This window comes from Steroidobacter gossypii, from assembly GCF_016801985.1.
GTDB lineage: Bacteria > Pseudomonadota > Gammaproteobacteria > Steroidobacterales > Steroidobacteraceae > Steroidobacter > Steroidobacter gossypii.
In genome coordinates, this window is record NZ_JAEVLS010000005.1 from 509,697 (window position 1) to 528,331 (window position 18,635).

Annotated in this window: 20 protein-coding genes; 4 read left to right on the forward strand and 16 right to left on the reverse strand. The window is 62.6% G+C overall.

Annotation, left to right across the window (positions count from 1 at the left end):
- Positions 1-20: 20 nt before the first annotated feature.
- On the forward strand, positions 21-1,166 hold the full coding sequence (locus tag JM946_RS22610; RefSeq protein ID WP_203169644.1) for a hypothetical protein: 1,146 nt from the start codon (positions 21-23) through the stop codon (positions 1,164-1,166).
- 11 nt (positions 1,167-1,177) lie between these two features.
- Here JM946_RS22610 and JM946_RS22615 read toward each other — a convergent pair whose 3' ends face one another.
- From JM946_RS22615 to JM946_RS22625, 3 genes are all read right to left on the reverse strand, one after another.
- Positions 1,178-2,266: a DUF3500 domain-containing protein gene (locus JM946_RS22615; RefSeq protein ID WP_203169645.1), complete on the reverse strand. Its 1,089-nt coding sequence runs from the start codon at positions 2,264-2,266 to the stop codon at positions 1,178-1,180.
- A 151-nt stretch (positions 2,267-2,417) separates the two neighbouring features.
- Positions 2,418-2,615 (reverse strand): helix-turn-helix transcriptional regulator, encoded by a 198-nt coding sequence (locus JM946_RS22620; RefSeq protein ID WP_203169646.1) that lies wholly within the window; start codon positions 2,613-2,615, stop codon positions 2,418-2,420.
- Complete coding sequence (locus tag JM946_RS22625) at positions 2,612-3,067, reverse strand: hypothetical protein (protein WP_203169647.1); 456 nt, start codon at positions 3,065-3,067, stop codon at positions 2,612-2,614. The genes JM946_RS22620 and JM946_RS22625 overlap by 4 nt, the downstream gene beginning before the upstream one ends.
- A gap of 340 nt (positions 3,068-3,407) precedes the next feature.
- Between JM946_RS22625 and JM946_RS22630 the strand changes: the two genes are divergently transcribed.
- Positions 3,408-3,554: a hypothetical protein gene (locus tag JM946_RS22630; protein WP_203169648.1), complete on the forward strand. Its 147-nt coding sequence runs from the start codon at positions 3,408-3,410 to the stop codon at positions 3,552-3,554.
- Between the two features lie 371 nt (positions 3,555-3,925).
- A complete protein-coding gene (locus JM946_RS22635; RefSeq protein WP_203169649.1) occupies positions 3,926-4,507 on the forward strand; it encodes a cob(I)yrinic acid a,c-diamide adenosyltransferase in 582 nt (193 codons plus the stop codon).
- On the opposite strand, the gene JM946_RS22640 is transcribed toward JM946_RS22635, so the two are convergent.
- The 12 genes from JM946_RS22640 to JM946_RS22695 form a co-directional block, all read right to left on the reverse strand.
- Positions 4,504-6,144 (reverse strand): hypothetical protein, encoded by a 1,641-nt coding sequence (locus tag JM946_RS22640; RefSeq protein ID WP_203169650.1) that lies wholly within the window; start codon positions 6,142-6,144, stop codon positions 4,504-4,506. The two genes, JM946_RS22635 and JM946_RS22640, sit on opposite strands and share 4 nt — an antisense overlap.
- Positions 6,145-6,195: 51 nt before the next feature.
- Positions 6,196-7,044 (reverse strand): KPN_02809 family neutral zinc metallopeptidase, encoded by an 849-nt coding sequence (gene ypfJ, locus JM946_RS22645; protein ID WP_203169651.1) that lies wholly within the window; start codon positions 7,042-7,044, stop codon positions 6,196-6,198.
- A gap of 85 nt (positions 7,045-7,129) precedes the next feature.
- Positions 7,130-8,317: a glycosyltransferase gene (locus JM946_RS22650; protein WP_203169652.1), complete on the reverse strand. Its 1,188-nt coding sequence runs from the start codon at positions 8,315-8,317 to the stop codon at positions 7,130-7,132.
- Positions 8,318-8,475: 158 nt separating this feature from the next.
- The gene (gene htpX / locus JM946_RS22655; RefSeq protein WP_203169653.1) at positions 8,476-9,360 is read right to left on the reverse strand and encodes a protease HtpX; all 885 of its coding nucleotides are present in this window, start codon (positions 9,358-9,360) and stop codon (positions 8,476-8,478) included.
- 165 nt (positions 9,361-9,525) lie between these two features.
- On the reverse strand, positions 9,526-10,767 hold the full coding sequence (locus JM946_RS22660) for a L,D-transpeptidase family protein (protein ID WP_203169654.1): 1,242 nt from the start codon (positions 10,765-10,767) through the stop codon (positions 9,526-9,528).
- 92 nt (positions 10,768-10,859) lie between these two features.
- Positions 10,860-11,351 carry a TPM domain-containing protein gene (locus JM946_RS22665; protein WP_203169655.1) on the reverse strand — a complete coding sequence of 164 codons (492 nt, stop codon included), beginning with the start codon at positions 11,349-11,351 and terminating at the stop codon, positions 10,860-10,862.
- Between the two features lie 7 nt (positions 11,352-11,358).
- Positions 11,359-12,255 carry a TPM domain-containing protein gene (locus JM946_RS22670; protein WP_203169866.1) on the reverse strand — a complete coding sequence of 299 codons (897 nt, stop codon included), beginning with the start codon at positions 12,253-12,255 and terminating at the stop codon, positions 11,359-11,361.
- 67 nt (positions 12,256-12,322) lie between these two features.
- A complete protein-coding gene (locus JM946_RS22675) occupies positions 12,323-12,967 on the reverse strand; it encodes a LemA family protein (RefSeq protein WP_203169656.1) in 645 nt (214 codons plus the stop codon).
- A 213-nt stretch (positions 12,968-13,180) separates the two neighbouring features.
- Positions 13,181-15,244 (reverse strand): M13 family metallopeptidase, encoded by a 2,064-nt coding sequence (locus tag JM946_RS22680; protein ID WP_203169657.1) that lies wholly within the window; start codon positions 15,242-15,244, stop codon positions 13,181-13,183.
- 78 nt (positions 15,245-15,322) lie between these two features.
- Positions 15,323-16,069 carry a class I SAM-dependent methyltransferase gene (locus JM946_RS22685; RefSeq protein ID WP_203169658.1) on the reverse strand — a complete coding sequence of 249 codons (747 nt, stop codon included), beginning with the start codon at positions 16,067-16,069 and terminating at the stop codon, positions 15,323-15,325.
- Complete coding sequence (locus JM946_RS22690) at positions 16,066-16,929, reverse strand: alpha/beta fold hydrolase (RefSeq protein WP_203169659.1); 864 nt, start codon at positions 16,927-16,929, stop codon at positions 16,066-16,068. The genes JM946_RS22685 and JM946_RS22690 overlap by 4 nt, the downstream gene beginning before the upstream one ends.
- Positions 16,930-17,124: 195 nt before the next feature.
- Complete coding sequence (locus JM946_RS22695) at positions 17,125-17,319, reverse strand: hypothetical protein (protein ID WP_116810813.1); 195 nt, start codon at positions 17,317-17,319, stop codon at positions 17,125-17,127.
- A gap of 112 nt (positions 17,320-17,431) precedes the next feature.
- Here JM946_RS22695 and greB point away from each other — a divergent pair, with 112 nt between their 5' ends.
- Positions 17,432-17,953, forward strand: a complete 522-nt coding sequence (gene greB / locus JM946_RS22700; RefSeq protein WP_203169660.1) for a transcription elongation factor GreB — start codon at positions 17,432-17,434, stop codon at positions 17,951-17,953.
- Positions 17,954-17,990: 37 nt separating this feature from the next.
- Here greB and JM946_RS22705 read toward each other — a convergent pair whose 3' ends face one another.
- Positions 17,991-18,545 (reverse strand): hypothetical protein, encoded by a 555-nt coding sequence (locus JM946_RS22705; protein WP_203169661.1) that lies wholly within the window; start codon positions 18,543-18,545, stop codon positions 17,991-17,993.
- Positions 18,546-18,635: the final 90 nt, after the last annotated feature.

The following is an 18,635-nucleotide window of genomic DNA, read 5'->3' on the forward strand; positions in this document are numbered from 1 at the left end:
GCTGCAAGGAGAGCTTCACGATGGTCAGGCTATTTTCCACGCGGCAGGACATGCTCTCGCTCGCCGGAGCTTTTGCTCTGTCGTTCGGTCTCGCAGCAATCCCTGTTACATCTGTCGGGGCGCAGGGATCTGCAAAGACCGCGAACAGCAGTTGGGTGGTGCCGCGCACCGCTGACGGAAAGCCGGACCTCCAGGGCAACTGGAGCAACGAAACTCAGACACCCCTCGAGCGGCTGGGCAATCATGGGCTCACGCTGAGCGAGGAGCAGGCAGGCGCGCTTGAGCAGCGTGCTCAGCTTGTCGCGGAGTTCCGCGACCGGCCCAGTGACCCCAACGCTCCGCCGCCATCGAAGGGAGGCGATGCGGGATTGGCGCCGCCAGGCGAAAAAACATTCGTCGAGCGGATTGCCGAGGCGGCGGGCGGCGCAGTGGGCGGCTACAACGGCTTCTGGCTCGATCCGGGAAACAAGGTCATCCGCATCGACGGTGTCGCGCGCAGCTCCATTATCGTCGACCCCTCCAACGGCCGCATTCCTCCACTGACCGCCGAGGCCAAACAGCGGGTGGCGCAGCGCATGGCGCTGATGAAGCAGTTCGGCGAGTTCGACCACCCGGAGATCCGGCCGCTGGGCGACCGCTGCATCACTTCATTCGGCTCGAATGCCGGGCCGCCGATGCTCCCGAACTATTTCTATAACAACAACTACACCATCGTTCAGACCCGCGATCACGTCATGATCATGACCGAAATGAACCATGACGCCCGCATCATCCGCTTGAATGCAGAGAAGCACGCGCCCGCGCAGGTGCGCCCGTGGTTTGGTGATTCGATCGGACATTGGGAGGGGGACACACTCGTTGTCGAGACGACGAACATCCATCCCGCACAACTGGCGCAGACCTCGCCGCTGTGGGCCTATCGGGGCGCGTCCGATCAGTTGAAAGTCACCGAGCGGTTCACTCGAACGGGGCCAAACGTCTTGCTGTACCGATTCACGGTCGAGGATCCATCGACGTTCACCGCGCCGTTCAGCGGCGAGCTGCCATTCAATCGCATCGACGAGCTGATCCATGAGTATGCATGTCACGAGGGGAACTATGCGCTCCCGGGCATCCTGGCTGGTGCTCGCGCGGAGGAACAAGCTGCGGCGGAGAAGACATTGTAGCTGTTAGCGACTTAGTGTTCGTGACCGTGCCCATCAACCCGATGCGCTTCGTAGTGCTCGCGAAGTAAGTCACCGCCGAAGTCACGCTCCAAGTCTCGCCAGACACTGTGGATGTGATTGGCGTTGTTCTGCGTGTTGTCGTACTCGATGAGGACGGTTGGGCCATGCACTCGATAATAGTGCGGCTTGCCCGGTTCCAGACTGCCGGCCCATCCGAAGTGCAGCTTATCGAAGCCGGCGCGTTCGATGCGATCGAGCTGCTCTCGTGCAGCACTTTCCGTCATGCGATCCGCGTACACGCGCAGTAGCTTGCGCAATTGCGCTTGCTCCGACTGAGACATCTCACCTGCCGCAAGTCCTTCGATATTCAGCGAACGCACCTTTGGGTCATTACGCGTGATGATGTCCGCGAAAGCCTTGTCGGAAAGCATCGCGCGGGCGCGTCGTGCCTCCGGCAACATGCGTATCAAATCGCGCGCCAAATCTTCTTCCGCCGCGAGCAATCGCAGACCAGCTTTTGGACCGTTCGGCACGCGGGCAGGGTTTGAGCCCATGAACAGCGGCGCCACGACTTGAGTTTGGCCGTCGACGTAAGTCGCGTTGACGGAAAGATGATGCCCTTCGAATCGCCATGCCCAAGGCGCGCGCGGCCCGGGTTCCCCAAACACCGCGGTGTAGTACAGCCCCGGATCGCGTCGCGGGTTTCCTTCGATCTCCGCCAGGATCGTTTCGTGCTGCACGATCTCTTTCGCTAACTGCACGCCTGTGGGGCTCAGCGCGGAACTCAGCAATGGATCGATCAACGTTTTCTGTTTTGCATCGAGGTCCGCCAGCGGGACGCCGGCGCGTCTGGTGGGGACGTAGTTCCAGTTGGTGCGCTCCGACGATTCGAATGTCAGCTGAGCTTGCGTTCGCTTGGCTTCCGGCAACGATTCCAGCAGCGCGCTCGCAGCCGCCGCTCCGGAAGACTCCCCGCTACCACCGTCATTATCCATCTTCGCGTGACTCGACATGAGGACGGCTCCCAGACTGATGAAGACCACGGTGCCGCCAGCGAGCCAGGCGGATGTCGACCGGTTGATCGCGAGTCGGTGGGTCATGTGGAGGCCTCATGCGCGAGATTCCTCAACTGGCTGGCAGCTCGACACGAAGAGCGCCTCGACCGCCATAGTAGCGCGCTATCCCCGGAACGCGCAGCTTGGCAGACCGATCTTGGCCGCCGCTGTGCGAGAAACACTACGCTCAGCTGTCCTATTCCTCTTCGGGGTCGAAAATCTCCTCAATGGGCTTGCCGAAAACGCGCGCGATCTTGAATGCCAGCGGCAGGCTAGGATCATACTTCCCCGTTTCCAGGGCGTTGATCGTTTGCCGCGAAACATCGGTGCGTGCAGCGAGATCTGCCTGAGACCACTGCCGCTCGGATCGTAAGTCACGCAGCCGGTTCTTCATCGGTGCCGGTACGCGACGATGAAAGAACCGATCGCCCACCCTAAACCGAGCGGAACCGTCACAAGTATCATCGGTAGATTCGGAGCTCCGACTTGCTCGATCACGTGATATCCCATGCAAAAAACAAAGGCCGCAGCGAAGCCGGTGGCGATGCCGTGGAGCTGCACCTTTTGCATGAATTCATCTGCTTCGCGGATAAACCTGATGTTTGCGAGCAGTGCGGGAACGCTGAGAACGATCGGAACGATCGCCAATAGCCAGGTGAACGCGCCTGGAAGCTGCGGATATGCTTCGAGCGCACTCCTCACTGCGGCAAAGCCGGCGAACCAGATCAAGCACCAAATCCATACGGACCGAATATTGCGTTGTTCCGTTTTCGTCTGACCGCGAATCATCAATGCCGCTTGCCACCAGGTCACTCTGTCGACGCTGGGATTCATTGAGCCGCTCATGGACCGCCTCCGCTGCTTTGTCAAGGTTGCTTTACAGTCGTGACTGTATGACTCCCTGATCCGGTTGTCAACTTTGCTTTACATCCGCGTGCCACCTTGCGGCTGAGATCACGGCTGTTCGCAACCCTGCTGACGGCGAGGCGCCGATCGAGTGCAGTTGAATAGACGCGTTAATCACTCGCTCAATCAACCGACCGATGCACGACGCCGTTCGCCGACACACCGCCGCCATTCGCCGGCAATCTCACTTTGCGGTGTAACTGCGGAACAGCCTGCTGTGTCCTAGCAGCAAGCCCCGCAATAACGCGGACATCGCAGAGAAGAGATTCAGGAGGCCGTCATGTTCACCGCCATCAGCAAAGCACAGACCGTCGTCTGCATGTTCCTCTCGGCTGTCATCGTCAGCGGCAGCCTGTCTCTTGGCGCCTTCGCCGCCCACAGCGCGGCGCATGACGGTTACTCGGTGACGATCACTCAGATCAAATAAATGTTCGCCCCCTGCCGGTGTCGCCTTTCATGGCACGCCGGCAGGCTTTGGCGCCACGGCGCTGGGCGCTCTCACCAATCGGCCTCAGGTCAACACGCAAAGGTAACTAGGGACCGCCAATCTGCGCGTTGAGCGAAAGCTGGACGCGCTGCTGCAAGCGCAGGGCAAGGATCCAGCAACGTTCACGTGAATCGCGGCCTGGTGATGTCGGCGCGGTATCGGCGGCAAGCGCTGACCCTGCGGCTTCGCGTCAAGGTATTCGCAAGGAGCACCCAATAGACGGGTGCTCCGCCCACGCGCCCAGGGAGTCGACAACGCCGCCCCATCCGTGCAAGGTTACCCCCGACGACCAACTGACCGAGCACACGACCATGGGCCACCGCCTCTCGAAGATCTACACACGCACCGGTGACGACGGCACGACCGGATTGGGCGACGGCACGCGAGTGGAGAAGACCCACGCGCGTATCGAGGCGTACGGGACGGTGGATGAGGCCAACAGTGCGATCGGGATGATCCTGGCGGTGCCGAATCTGCCGAGCGACGTGGCGGCGGCATTGACGCAGATTCAGCATGAGTTGTTCGATCTGGGCGGCGAGCTGGCGGTGCCGGGGTATCGAGTGATCACGAGCACGCATATCGATCAGCTGGAAGACACGCTGGATCGGTTCAACGAACCGTTGCCGCCGTTGAAGGAATTCATTCTGCCGGGAGGCGGACCGGCCGCGGCCGCGTGTCATCTCGCACGCGCCATCACGAGAAGGGCCGAGCGATGCGCGTGGACGGCGTCGAAGCAGGAAGAGATCGCGCCGGAAGTGACGCGTTATTTGAACCGCCTGTCCGATCTATTGTTCGTGATCGCACGCGTATTGGCGCGGCATGAGAACGGACAGGAAGTGCTCTGGAAGAAGACGACGCCCGTGGCCGGGACACCGAGCGAGAACAAGAGCTAGTTCAGCGCCACCATACTCACGAAATCATCCTTGGGCGTGATCCGCAGCGTGATCTCCTGCTCGAGCTCGCGAGTCACCACCAGGGTCGCCTCGAAACGATTGACCATCACGGGGCGCACGGTGGCGCCGCCGACCCGCTGGGTCAGCATGAAACTGTGATATGCCCCGGCGTGAGTGGCGGCGAACTGCACCAGGATGTTGATGCCGTCGGCCGAGTCATTGATGCGCTCGTCACAAATGACCAGGAACGCCTGATCGGCCGGCACCGCGTGAAAAGCGCCCGCGCTGCGCAGCTCGCCAAGAAAATTGCAGATCTGGCTGGTGACGCGCATCCAGGTACGCGGGCCATTGGGCTGACCGGCGCACCAGCGGGTGCCACGTTCGATGGCGTTGATGACGAACAGCGAGAAACGTCGCTGGGCCAGATACGACCAGTCGGAAGAGGCGCTCGCCCCGCATGCCAGCGTCCGCAATGCGGGCCATTCGCGCTCCGGATTGCGAACCGACTGCAGGACATTGACGCCGTGTGAAGCGAGCAACCAGCGGTCGGAGCTGCTCACATCCTTGGCGAGCTTGGCGCTGGACCGCAGGATCGGTTCGGGCTCCCGCTCGGAGAGCGCCGCCGCTACCGCCTCACCCGATCGCGATAGCAGCCCGGCCACCGCCCCGCCGTTGCCGAAAACCTCGGCGCGCCCCCGCAACCGATCCATCGCAGAGATTCTCGGGAAGAACATCAGCGCATTGTCACTTCGAAAATCGAGCGCCTTGAGCGCTCGAATGGCCGCGGCCGCGCTGTCCCAGGAGGACGGCGGATCGACGATGAGCATGGCCCGTTTGTCACGACAAAACCGCGCCGCGACCAGCAAGGTGCTGACCCCCACATCGACGGTGCGGGCCAGCGGCGGGATATAGACAAACGCCAGATCGTCGACGCTTTCCAGAGCAAACAAACCGGCGCCCCGGGCGGCCGAGCCGATCACGTCATAGTCGGACACAGGCTTGCCATCGTCACCGTCCGGATTGGAGCTGACGTAGCCCACGGGCAAGTTGGTGCCAGGCATGAGGGTCCGGTCCGGGCGCGACAGCGGCACATCGCCGCGCACCCGCATCAGATCGGACTCGATCAGCACGTTGGAAACAAAGCGCGGCGACTGCGGATCGACCGACAGCCCACGAAACGTTTCCTGCTCCTCGACTCGCTCGGATCCGGGCGAACGTACGCGTTGAATCACCAGATTGAAGGTCTGCTGGTCCGCGCTGGGAATATTGTCGTAATCGACCGAAGCGCGCAGGAACTCGCGTGTGCCGGGCGCTTTGGCCTCCAGCCGCAGGGTCTCACGACCGCACTTGAGCGACAGCGTAACTGGCATGGCCCCGTTCGCGACGCGAACCACAACCGCCTGCCGACCGCCCTGCTCGAAGAAATGCTCGACCGCGTAAGACAGCGGGCTCGGTTGCCACAGCCCGCCGAAATGCTGCTGAAAATCGGCGAAGCTGCGGACGATGATGGGCTGATGAAGTGGACCGCGCAGCGTCCGCCCGACGAACGCCGTCAGCTGCGCGCTGGCGCGCGCAATCGGTTGCTCCGCACTCGATGTAGCCGCGAACTCGATACTCGCGAGCGATGGCTCCAGCACCGTACCTCCCCAGGTGTGTGCGGGGCGTAAGTTATCACAGCTATTGACAGGTTAAAGAGAATTCGCGGCGAAAGTATCGCAAGCCTGCACCGAGCCGCTCTCGAACCCGCGTTTGAACCATCGCACGCGTTGTTCCGAGCTGCCATGTGTAAACGACTCCGGCGCTACGTAGCCGCGCGACTGCTTCTGCAACCGGTCGTCGCCGATGGCGGCGGCGGCATTCAAACCTTCTTCGATATCACCTTGCTCGAGCAGTTGACGCGAGCGATCGGCGTTGTGCGCCCAGATGCCAGCGTAACAATCGGCCTGCAGCTCCTGCCGCACCGACAGCGCATTGGCTTCCGCCTCGCTCGCTCGCTGCCGTGCTGCCATGTTGCGTTCTGAAACACCCGTGAGCGTCTGCACGTGATGCCCGATCTCATGCGCGACGACATAGGCCTGCGCAAAGTCGCCGGGCGCGCCGAAGCGGCTCTGCAGTTCCTGATAGAAGGACAGATCGATATAAACCTTGCGATCGCCCGGGCAATAGAACGGCCCGACCGCCGCCTGCGCGAACCCGCAAGCGGACTCGACCGCGCCGGAGAACAACACCAGCTTGGGTTGCTCGTAGGTGCCGCCGGCCTGATTGAAGATCTGGCCCCACGTTTGCTCGGTGTCGGCGAGCACCACGCCGATGAATTCACGCAGCTGCGCTTCTTCCGGGCTCTCGTTATAAGGCACTTCTTCGGAGGTGGGCGCCGAAGGCTGAACGCCCTGCAGAACGATCGAGGGGTCCTGCCCGAAGTAGATGGCGACCAGCGCCAGCAGGATGGTGCCGATGCCGATGCCGCCGGCCCGTCCGTAACGAACGCCACGCCGGTCTTCGACATTCGAGCTACCTTGTCGGCCTCGCCAGCGCATGAGGTCACTCCGCCGAGATCAGTGTCGGTAGAGGGTATACGGATTGGGACGCGAAGTGTTCCGGCGAGCGCCGCGATGGCTGAAGTTATGCGGCGGCGACCAGCCCCTTGCCGCCAGCCGTGCCGACCAGGTTCGAGTAGAGATCGGCCATGCGCGATGCCATCGCGCCAGCAGACCAGGTCGCGGCATAAGCCCGCGCTTCCACTGACATCGCGCGCCGGCGAGCGGGATCGTCGAGCAGCTCGACCACCAGATTCGCGAAGCCCACTTCGTTATCCGGCGCGACCCGCGCACCGCGTTCCGGTTTCACGATATCTGCCGTTCCCATGTACGCAGTAGAAACGACCGGCGTGCCGCAGGCCATCGCCTCCAGCAGCACCAGGCCCTGCGTCTCCGTCTTGGACGAAAACACGAACAGATCGCCGGAGCTGTAGCAATCGGGCAGCTCTCGCTCCCGCGACAAATAGCCCACGAAGCGAACATTGGCGGAGAGCTGCAACGATTCGACAGATGACTTGCAGTGCTCCAGCGCCGGCCCTTCCCCTGCCACCACCAGCATGGTCTCGGGCTTGAGTTTCACCACACGAACAAACATTCGCAGCAGGAAATCGATGTTCTTCTCATGAGCGATGCGCCCGACGTGAACCAACGTGGGACGGTCCAGCGCAATCCCGAGCCGCTCCCGAAAACGACGGCCATCGCCATCGGCGAAGCGCTCCATCTCCATGCCGGTGGGAATGATGTGCATGGGACAACGAACGCCATAGTCCTCGAGCGCCCGCTGCATGGCCTGCGAAGGCACCACCAGCGCGTCGAGCGCCGAACATTGGGAAACGGTGAAACGTCGCGCGACAAAGCGCATCAACGACCGCGGGACCAACGGCACGTAGTGATGCAGATACTCTTCGAAGTAGGTGTGATACGTCTCGATCACCGGCACGCCCAGCTCCCTGGCGACACTGACTCCGTAGTAGTGGGCGAGGAATGGCGTCTGGATGTGCACCAGATCGAAACCGCCGCGCTTGAGCTCCGGCCGCAACGCGCGCAGCGCGCTTTGTTTCATGATGCGATCTTCGGGATCGCGCGGCAAATACCGTGATCCGACGCGGATAATGGGTTCCTGCCCCGCGTCCGAATACTGCAGCGGGTACTCGGGGGCGACCAGCACGGTTTCGTGCCCGGCTGCGTGCAGGCCACGACGAAATGTCTGGATCGAGGTGGAAACGCCGTTGATGCGCGGAAAATAAACATCCGAGATCATCAAGATGCGCATGCCAGCACTCGCAAGGAATGATGGCCGGCAGCCTAGGGCGTTTCGATGACGGTTCTGTGAATGCGCCCTGGAATTGCGCCCCGAAATGTGTCCGGAGCAAAAAAAACGGCGACCGGATGTGAAACCCGGCCGCCGTCGTAGAGGAACTCCTTAGCCTGTTAAGCCGCCTGGCGCAGAGCCGCGATGCGCTCTTCCAACGGCGGATGCGTCATGAACAGCCGGGACAGAGCGCCGGGCGCCTTGTCGGTGCTGATGCCGAACGCCTGCATCGAATCCGGCAGCGGCGCGGAATGCGCGTTCCGCAAACGCTCCAGCGCGCCGATCATGTTGTTGCGACCGGCCAGCTGCGCGCCACCCGCGTCGGCACGGAACTCGCGATAACGCGAGAACCACATCACGATCATGCTCGCGAGAATGCCCAGCACCACCTGCGCGATCAGCGTCGTGATCAGGAACGCCGGCCCATGCCCGCGCTCGGTCTTGAACACCACGCGATCGACCGTGTAACCGATGACACGCGACAGGAACACGACAAACGTATTCACCACGCCTTGGATCAAAGTCAGCGTCACCATGTCGCCGTTCGCGACGTGACTGACCTCATGCGCGAGCACCGCTTCCGCCTCGGACTTGGACATGCCACGCAGCAGCCCGGTGCTTACCGCCACCAACGCATTGTTGCGATTCGCGCCGGTGGCGAAAGCGTTCATTTCCGGCGCGTCGAAAACGCCGACTTCCGGCATGCCGATGCCGGCCGCCTGCGCCTGTTTGCGCACGGTCTCGACCAGCCACGCCTCCTCGGCATTGCGCGGCTGCTCGATCACCTGGACGTTCATCGAACGCTTGGCGATGAACTTGGACATGGCCAGGGAGATCAGCGAGCCGGTGAAGCCGACCACCGCCGAGAAGATCAGCAGGCTGGTCAGATCCAGGCCCGTGCCTTGCTCGTTGAGAATGCGATCCACGCCGAGCAGGCGCAGCGTGACGCTCAGTACCAGCAGGATGGCCACGTTGGTGGCGACGAACAGGAATATGCGCTTCATAAGTGACTCGAGCTTCCGAGGATCGATTCCCTCAAAACACCAGTTGAACTACCTCAAACGACAATTGATCGGACAGGAAACATCGAACGCAGCAAACCTGCGCACGATATGCGGCCGGGCGCGTCCCGCTTCAAGCGGGCGCCCGGTCGCAACAAACGGGAGGATTCAGGAGCCGCTGGCGGCGCCAGCAGGCTTGGCGGCAGTTTTTTTGCCTTTGGGCGGCGTCTTCTTGGGCAACGGCAGGCCGTTGCGCACCGCTTCGAATTCTTCGGCGAGGAACAGGCCTTCCTCGGTGTAATTCCAGGTCGCACCCTCCGGCACGCGATTCTCGACGTGTCGGGCCTTGGCGAGGTAGCCATCGATGGTCACATTCTGGCGCGACACCGGCATGGCGATGCCACGCGGCTGGGCGACGATCTGGTTGAGCAGCTCGAGGTCGACAGTGGCGCCGTGCTCCTGCAGCTTCTGCGACAGCTCCTCGCTCACTGCGGTGGTGAGCAGCGCTTCGGCGCTGTTGGGATGCTCGCGCTCGTCGTCCTCCAGCACCGGGAACGCCTGCACATACATCGCGTCGTTGCGCCAGCCGAACACGAACGGCTGATTGACCACGGTCACCTTGGTGCCGACCGGAATCTGGTCGTACAGATCCGCAATGTCTTCAGGATAGAAACGAATGCAGCCATGGCTGGAGCGCATGCCCACGCCATACGGCTTGTTGGTGCCATGGATCAGGTAGCTCGGCCAGCCGAGCACCATCTTGTACGCACCCAGCGGATTGTCCGGCCCCGGCGGCACGCGAGCCGGCAGCGGATCGCCCGCTTCCTTGTGCTCCTTGCGCACCGACAACGGCGGCGTCCAGGTCGGGTTCTTTTGTTTACTGACGACTTTGGTGGAGCCTACGGGCGTCTGCCAGCCCACCTTGCCGATGCCGATGGGATGGGTGATGACGGTGCGCAGCCCGTCGTCCACCTCGCCCTTCTTCAGCTTGGGCTTTTTCGGGAAATAAAACACGCGCAGCTGTGCAAGATTTACCACCAGGCCTTCACGCGGCCCTTTGGGCAACACGAACTGAGTGGGAATCACGATCTCGCGGCCCACGCCCGGCAGCCACGGATCCACACCGGGATTGGCGCGGAGGATCTCTTCGTAACCGATGTTGAAGCGCCGTGCGATGTCGGGGAGCGTGTCCTCGCCCTGCACGTGCGTGATCTGAATCTCGCCCACCACTTCGTCGTGCTCGGGATCGAAGCGGAATTTATGCATCGCCAGCGGGGCCTGAATCGGCGGCGGTGCGGGCGGAGGCGGCTCGGTAGGCTCGGCCTGCCGGGTGACTTGACAACCGGCGGCCACCAGGGCCGCGGCCAGCAAAACGACGCGGCCAAGCACGGGACGGATCGACAGATTCATGGGGGTACTTATTACCTTATTGGCCCACGGTTTTCCATTTCGAAACGTTGCCAGCCGCGGTTGCGTCGCTCAGGCGTCGGCATCCGCAGACATCACAGAATCACGGGACGATCGGGCAACTCGTTGCGGTCGCCCTCAGGAAAATGGCGCGCAATCAGCGCCCCGGTCGCCTGGATGCCGCTGATCAGCGCTTCGGCCGCCTGGCCCTGCCTGAACAGCTGCTCCATGCGCTGACACACCTCGGTCCATTCCTGACTGCTCACCCGGCCGTTGAGACCACGATCGGCGACGATCTCGACATCGTGATCGGCCCACAGCACATAGATCAGCACGCCGTTGTTTAGTTCGGTGTCCCACACGCCGAGTTGCGCAAAGGCCTGCAGCGCTCGCTGCCGTGGCGTCACGTCTCTGAACAGCTCGGCCGGATCGAGGCTCGCCTCCAGGGCGATGCGGATCTCGCCGCCGTGCGTCTTCTCGGTGTCGGTAATTGCCTTCGCTATCGCAGCCAGCGCGGCCTCGTCGAACGCGCGACGCAGGTTTCGCTGAGGCATGAACAGATGTCGGGTGAGTCGGCCGAAGTTCATTGTTTGTTCACCAACGACCGGAAGCGCCACCACCGCTGAAGCCGCCACCACCGCCGCTCCAACCGCCGCCGCCACCGAAGCCACCGCCAAATCCGCCGCCCCAGCCGCCACCGCCCCAGCCGCCGCGCCGATTGGTCCAGCCGCCACCGCCGCCGAAGCCGCTCAGCAACGCGAACAGGAACGCGAGCACGCCCGCGCCGATCGCAACCCCGACCAGACTGGTGACGATCCACATCAGAACACCAGCGATGCCCGCCGTCGCGCCCGCGCCGAGGACCCGGCCAAACATGGCGCGCAATATTCCGCTGCCGACGAAAACAAACATCAGCAGCAACGGCAATGCGTTGCCGATGCTGCCCACACCTTGGGGCCGCGTCGAGCGCCGCTCGGCCTCGGGGAGCGGCTCGCCTTCGATCAAAGCCATGATGCGGGTGAGCGCAGCGTTGATGCCGCCCCCGAAATCGCCTTCGCGGAAGTGCGGCACGATGACCTGAGAGATGATGCGATTGGCGATCACATCCGGCACCGCGCCTTCCAGGCCCGTGCCCACCTCGATGCGCACCGCGCGATCGTTCTTCGCGACCAGCAGAATCAAGCCGTCGTCAGGCGCCGCCCGGCCGATCTTCCAGGCGTCGGCGACGCGAATGGAATATTCCTCGATCGTTTCCGGTTGCGTGGTCGGGACGATCAGCACAGCGATCTGGCTGCCCTTCTGCGCTTCGAATTCGCGCAGCCGGCTTTCCAGCGCCGCCTTTTCCTGCGGACTGAGCGTCTGCGTGAGATCGGTGACTGGCGAAGTCAGCGGCGGCACGGGAACAGGCGCATCCTGCGCGCGTGCCGCCACTGCGATCAGCAGAGCCACCAGCAGCAGCCAGGGCAGCAGGACGGCCTGCGGCGCCAGCATGCGACCGCGACCGGAATTCACGAGAGCGATCATTTAGGTGAGGCTGGCTCTGCCGTTGAAGGCGGGCTCAGCCCGCCTTCTCGACTTGAGGCGGCGTCGATTGCTGCTGCGGCCCCGATTCCATGCGGCCGAAGTCCACCTCCGGCGGCCGCGCGATCTCGCGCTCGTTTTCCACCGAGAAATTCTGTTTGGTGTCGTGACCGAACACTTTCGCGGTGAGATTGGTCGGGAACGAGCGGACCGTGACGTTATAGGTCTGCACCGCCTCGATGTAACGTTTGCGCGCCACCGCGATGCGGTTTTCGGTGCCTTCCAGCTGGGCGCGCAGATCGTCGAAGCCAGAAATCGACTTCAACTCCGGATAGCGCTCCACCACCACCATCAAGCGCGACAGCGCCTGGCTCAACTCGCCCTGCGCGGCCTGCCATTGCTGGAAAGCCTGCGGGTTGTTGATCAGCTCCGGCGTGGCTTGAATCGAAGTGGCCCGGGCCCGCGCTTCCACCACACTGTCGAGAATGTCCTTCTCGGCCTGCACCGCGCCTTTGACGGTGTTCACCAGATTCGGCACCAGATCGGCGCGGCGCTGGTATTGGTTCAGCACCTCCGACCAAGCCGCAGTCACCTGTTCGTCCTGCTGTTGCAGCCGGTTGTAACCGCAGCCAGTCAACAGCATGCCGAGCAGGACCAGCACACCAACGCGCAGGAAATGCATGACGGAGCCCTTCTATTCAGAACGATCGTGTAATCGTGGCCATGACCGGGCGCCGCCTGGCGGTGCCCGACTCGTCAGCGAAACCGCCCGAAATGGGTGAGAGTTCCGCCGACAGCGACTGTTAAATTGGGGAAATCGGCGGACGGTTTCAAGTCACCGCCGGTGAATGGCTGCCATCCACCGGCGTGTGCCCTGCAATTGTGCGTCGGCGGGTCACCAGATGCGGACGCGGTCCTCGGGCGCTTTGTACATCTTGTCGCCCGGCTTCACGTCGAAAGCCGCGTGGAATTCCGGCAGGTTGGACACCACGGCGTTGGTCCGGTACTCGCTCGGACTGTGCGGATCCGTCAGCAGCCGGCGCCGCAATTCATCTTCGCGATACTTGCGCGCCCAACCCTGGGCCCAGCCGATGAAGAAGCGTTGCTCGCCGGTGAAACCATCGATCACCGGCGCCGGCTTGCCGTTCAGCGACAATTGCCAGGCGCGATAGGCCATGGCCAGGCCGGCGACATCGGCGATGTTCTCGCCCATGGTGAGATCGCCATTCACGAACAGCCCCGGGATCGGGCTCAACGCGCTGTATTGCTCGCCGAGCTGCTTGGCGCGACGCGTGAACTCGGCATTGTCTTCCGGCGCCCACCAGTCGTTGAGATTGCCCGCGCCGTCGTAACGCCGTCCCTGATCGTCGAAGCCGTGACTGATTTCGTGACCGATGACCGCACCGATCGCACCGTAGTTGATGGCGTCGTCCGCGGCCACGTTGAAGAACGGCGGCTGCAGAATCGCCGCAGGGAACACGATCTCGTTGCTCGGCGGATTGTAGTAAGCGTTCACCGTCTGCGGCGTCATGAACCACTCGGTGCGATCGATGGGCCCGCCGAGCTTGGCCAGATTGCGTTCGAACACCACCGTCGCGGCGCGCATCTCGTTGCCGACCAGGTCGTCGCGGCGAATCTCGAGCCTGGACCAGTCGCGCCATTGCGAGGGATAGCCGATCTTGGTGGTGAAGCGCTCGAGCTTGGCATGCGCCTTTTGTTTGGTGGCCGGCGTCATCCATTCGAGCTGATCGATGCCCCGGCGATACGCGTCCAGCAGGTTGCCAACCATCTCATCCATGCGTCGCTTGGCGTCCGGGCTGAAGTGACGCTCGACGTAGATCTTGCCGACCAGATCGCCGACCGCGCCGTCGACGGTATCGACCGCGCGCTTCCAGCGTGGCTTCTGCTCTTCGATGCCAGAGACGGTGCGCTGAGTGAAGTCGAAATGCAGCTGCGCGAACTTCTCGGGCAGATCGGGGGCGTAGGCGCTCAGCAGTTTGTAGCGGAAATAGCCACGCCAATCCTCGACCTTGGTGGTAGCGATGACTTTGCCGAGCGTCTCGAAGTAGCTGGGCTGCACCACCACCAGCGCCTGCGTCTTGTCGACGGGGATCTGCGCGCCAGCGAAGAACGCATTCCAGTCGAAGCCCGGCATGAGCTTGGGCAACTCGGCGAGCTGGTAGCGGTTGTATGTTTTCTGAGCGTCCCGATTCTGCACGCGAGTCCAATGTGACTTGGCCAGTTGCGTCTCGATCGCGAAGATTTTCGCCGCGACCTGCTCGGCCTTGGGCGTGTCGGCGGCAGCGAGCAGGTCCTTGACGTAGACCTGGTACTTTTCGCGGATGCCCTTCAGGCGCGCATCCTCGGACAGGTAATAGTCGCGATCCGGCATGCCCAGACCGCTTTGCGCGATGACGCCGGTGTACTGGCTGGAATTCTTGCGATCGATCGAAACGTAGTACGCGAACGGATGCCGGACGGAGATGCGCTGGATGTAGCCGATGTAACGAGCGACATCCTGCTTGCTGTTGAGCTCGTCGATGCGTTTCAGCTCGCCCGCGAGCGGCGTCAGGCCGCGCGCCTCGACGGTGGCTTCATCCAGAAAGCTTGCATATAAGTCGCCAACCTTCTGCGTGTCCGAGCCCGCAGGCGCGTCGGCTGCGGCCGCTTCTTCTAGAATGGCTTTCAGATCCTGCTCGGCGCCGTCTTCCAACAGCGAGAACGCGCCGTAATTGGAACGATCGGCAGGAATGGTGGTGCTGGCCAGCCACTGGCCGTTCACGAACCGATAAAAATCATCCTGCGGTCGGACGGCTCTATCCAGGTTAGATAAATACACACCGGAGCGCATCGTCGCAGCGGCAGGCGCGGCGGCTTGCGAAGCGTCTTGCGGTGATGTCGAACAAGCGCTGAGGAGCAGGGCGCAGCTGAATGCGGCAAGCAACGGTTTGGTGTTCATGCTGCGATCATAAACCGCCAGCGGATTCTGGAGGTCCTACTTAACCCTGCGCATGCGAACGGGCGTGCCGTACTCGCGTCAGTGCGCCCTGCCCACGCGCAGGTGAAGCGGCCAGGTCACTTCTCTCGGCGCCACCGGTGAGCCCCAGCACGGCGCCATCTCTGCCCGCAGGGCAGGCAGCGGGTCCTGCCCTGTCGCGCGCTTGTAGCGCTGCACGGCCGACCAGGTGCCGAGATAGCCGATGAGACTGTCCAGGTCCCATTCCAGATGCAGCTCGAACTGCGGCGCGTTGATCTCCTGCATCGGAAACGGCAGATCCCGATACGCGCTCTCGACCCAGCGTCGCTCGGGCGGCCAGTAGCTGCCGACGATGTCGCTGTAGAAGTGCTTCACGATGGGGTCAATCTGCGGGTCCACATAGGCCAGGCCGTAGGTCCACAGGGCCAAGGCGCCATCGGGTTTCAACACACGTTTCATTTCGGGATAGAAGCGTGCGTGGTCGAACCAATGCGCAGCCTGTGCGGCGACGACGAGGTCGACAGTATGGTCGTGCAACGCTGGCTGCTCGGCGAGGTTGGCGATGTATGCAACGTTCGGATGCTCCGCCGCGCTCTGCAGTTGCGAGACGCTGCCGTCGCTCGCGACCACCAGCGAGAAATGTTTCGCCAGGCCGACGGCGGCCTGGCCGCTGCCGGTGGCGAGGTCGAGCGCGACCTCCCGATTCGGCGTGAGCGTCGCGAGGTACTCGAACAGCTCGTTCGGATAATCGGGACGATAACGTGCGTACGCGTCGGCGTGACCGGAAAAATGATCTTTGAAACTCATGGCAGCTCCGCGAGGAATCGCTCCAGCGCCGCACGACTCTGCGGTTCGTCGAGCTGCGGCACGTGACCTCGGTTGTCGATCGTCACACCGCGCAGGTTCGGATGCTCGCGCAGCATGCGATCGAAGACTTCCTTCGACAGTACATCGGACAGCGCGCCGCGAATCGCCAGCGTCGGCGTGTTACGCAGCGCGTTGAACGCCAGCCACATTCCCTGCATGGCTCCCGGCGGCGGCACGACAGCGCGCATGGCCTCACCTATTCTCGGGTCGGCGTCGAGTTTCGGGGATCCGGTGCGGTCTTCGCTGTAACTGAGCTTTACGAATTCACGCCACTGCCGGTCTGTGAAATCGGGCAGCGCAGCGGCGAACACCATTTTCATCTGCTCGATCGCCTCATCCCAACTTCTCGGCGGCGGGAATCTTCCCGCGTAGCCTCTGATTCTCGCGGCGCCGACCGGATCGATCTCCGCCCCCACATCGTTGAGCACGACTCCCGCGAACGTCTGCGCACGCACGGCGGCCATCAGCATCGCCACGATCCCGCCCAGCGAGGTGCCGATTGCGATCACGCGATCTGCTCCAATCTCCGCCAGCAAGGACCACATGTCGTCCACGTAAGTCATCGGGTGATAGTTCATCCACATCGAGTCGTACTGCGATTTCCCCCGTCCTCGGAAGTCCGGCGTGATCACTCTCCTTCCCGGCATGATTCGCAGAGCCAGCGCTTCGAAGTCGCGGCAGTTCCTCGTGAGCCCATGCATGCAGAGCACCGGGGTCTTGTTCGCGTCGCCAGGATAGTCGCGGTAGTAAAGCTTCAAGCCATCGCGTGAACGATAGGTGTGCTCGGAGAAGATCGGCATGGCGTCCGCTAGCATACCCGAAGCAAACCGACGCCTCGGCCTTCGGGAGGCAGATGTGTTCTCCCGGCAGATGAGACCAGGAATGTCGGCCCATCGGGCAAAAAAAACCCCGAGCTTGTGGCTCGGGGCAGAGAAGCGGACTTTCTGAAGGGAAGTAAAGCCCGCTAGGGGATTCGAAACATGCTCAAGCAAGCGTCAGTGCAATCGGGACCACTGCAGAACCTTGATATCCTTGGTGTCGCATTCGAAGTTCTTGGCCAGCACCGAGGCGGCTTCCTTGAGGTCGCCACGCAGCAAGGTGCGGTTCACTTCAACGACGCCGCGGAACTCGCTCATGCCCTTGGGAGCCCGTTCCTGCAGTAGAAAGTGCGTGTAGTACTTGATGCTCATGGGACGGCAGATTAAATAGCGCCCCGTTCGGCTACCGTGAAGGATTCCACAGAATTTCCGCCATTTGACGTTATCAGCCACGGCCTTACGAAAGCTTGGCAAACGAGCTCACATGTCCCGTTACCGCCCGCCTCATCACCCATCCAGACAACGCGGTTCAAAGTTCATTACTCCTGTCGGCGCCCAGCGACTCAAGGACGAACTGGACCATCTGTGGCGCGTGTTGCGCCCGCAGGTAACCCAGGCGGTGCAAGAGGCGGCCGCGCAAGGCGACCGCTCCGAGAATGCCGAATACATCTACGGCAAGCGTCAACTGCGTGAAATCGATCGCCGCGTGCGCTTTTTACGTCAGCGCCTCGATGGCATGGTGATCGTCAGCCAGCCGCCGTCGGATTCATCGCGAGTATTTTTCGGGGCCTGGGTGACGCTCGAAGACGACAACGGCGTCGAGAGCGAATACCGCATCGTAGGCCCGGACGAAATCGACGCTGCCAAGGGATATATCAGCATGGACGCACCGCTCGGCCGCACCCTGCTGGGCAAGCGTTTGGACGATGAGGTGCGCGTGGAAGTTCCTGGCGGCGCCAGGACTTATGTCATCACCGCCGTGCGCTACGAGCCATCAGGCGAGTGATGAGAAAAGGGTCCTCAGTCCACCACAGGTTTCCGGACTACAGACCGAACAGCGAGAACAGCCGGCGCACCGGCCCGGCCGCCGCATCCAGGTCGCGCTTGCGCCGCGTGTGCATGCGCTTTTGCAACGTCTCGCGTCGTTGGCTCAACCATTCTTCGCGAGCCGTGCCCGGCGGCGAGTGACGTTTGGCGATCTGCGCTTCGCGGAATTTGCAGAAGTCGCGATACGCCTCCAGATCGTGATGTAGATCTCGACTCACCAGCTCGATCATGATGGCTTGATCGAGCGCCGAGGATGCATCGGCGGCAGGCTCGGTGAAACACGCCAGCGCGTTCACCAGCCGCTGGGAGTCCTCCTGGCTGAGCCGCCATTCCGCGTCGTCCACCATTTCCAGCATCGTGCCGAGGCGCGAGTAACGCTCCTTCACGAAGTCGGCGAGATGCGCCTGCACGCATTTGAGATAGACCTCGCGCGCAGCGGCAACGATGCGCTCGACAGGTTGGGAACGCGCCGCCGACTGCCGCACCTGCGCGACTTCCGCGAGGTGCTGCAGATCGGCGTCGCCAAGCTCGAAGGAGACCCTGATCGTCATGATGTTCCGTATCGAGTACCGCCCCGGGTACAAGGATGTACCCCGCCGCGCACAGCGGCGGGCGAGCGGCAAAAGTCGCGCCTTTTGCCG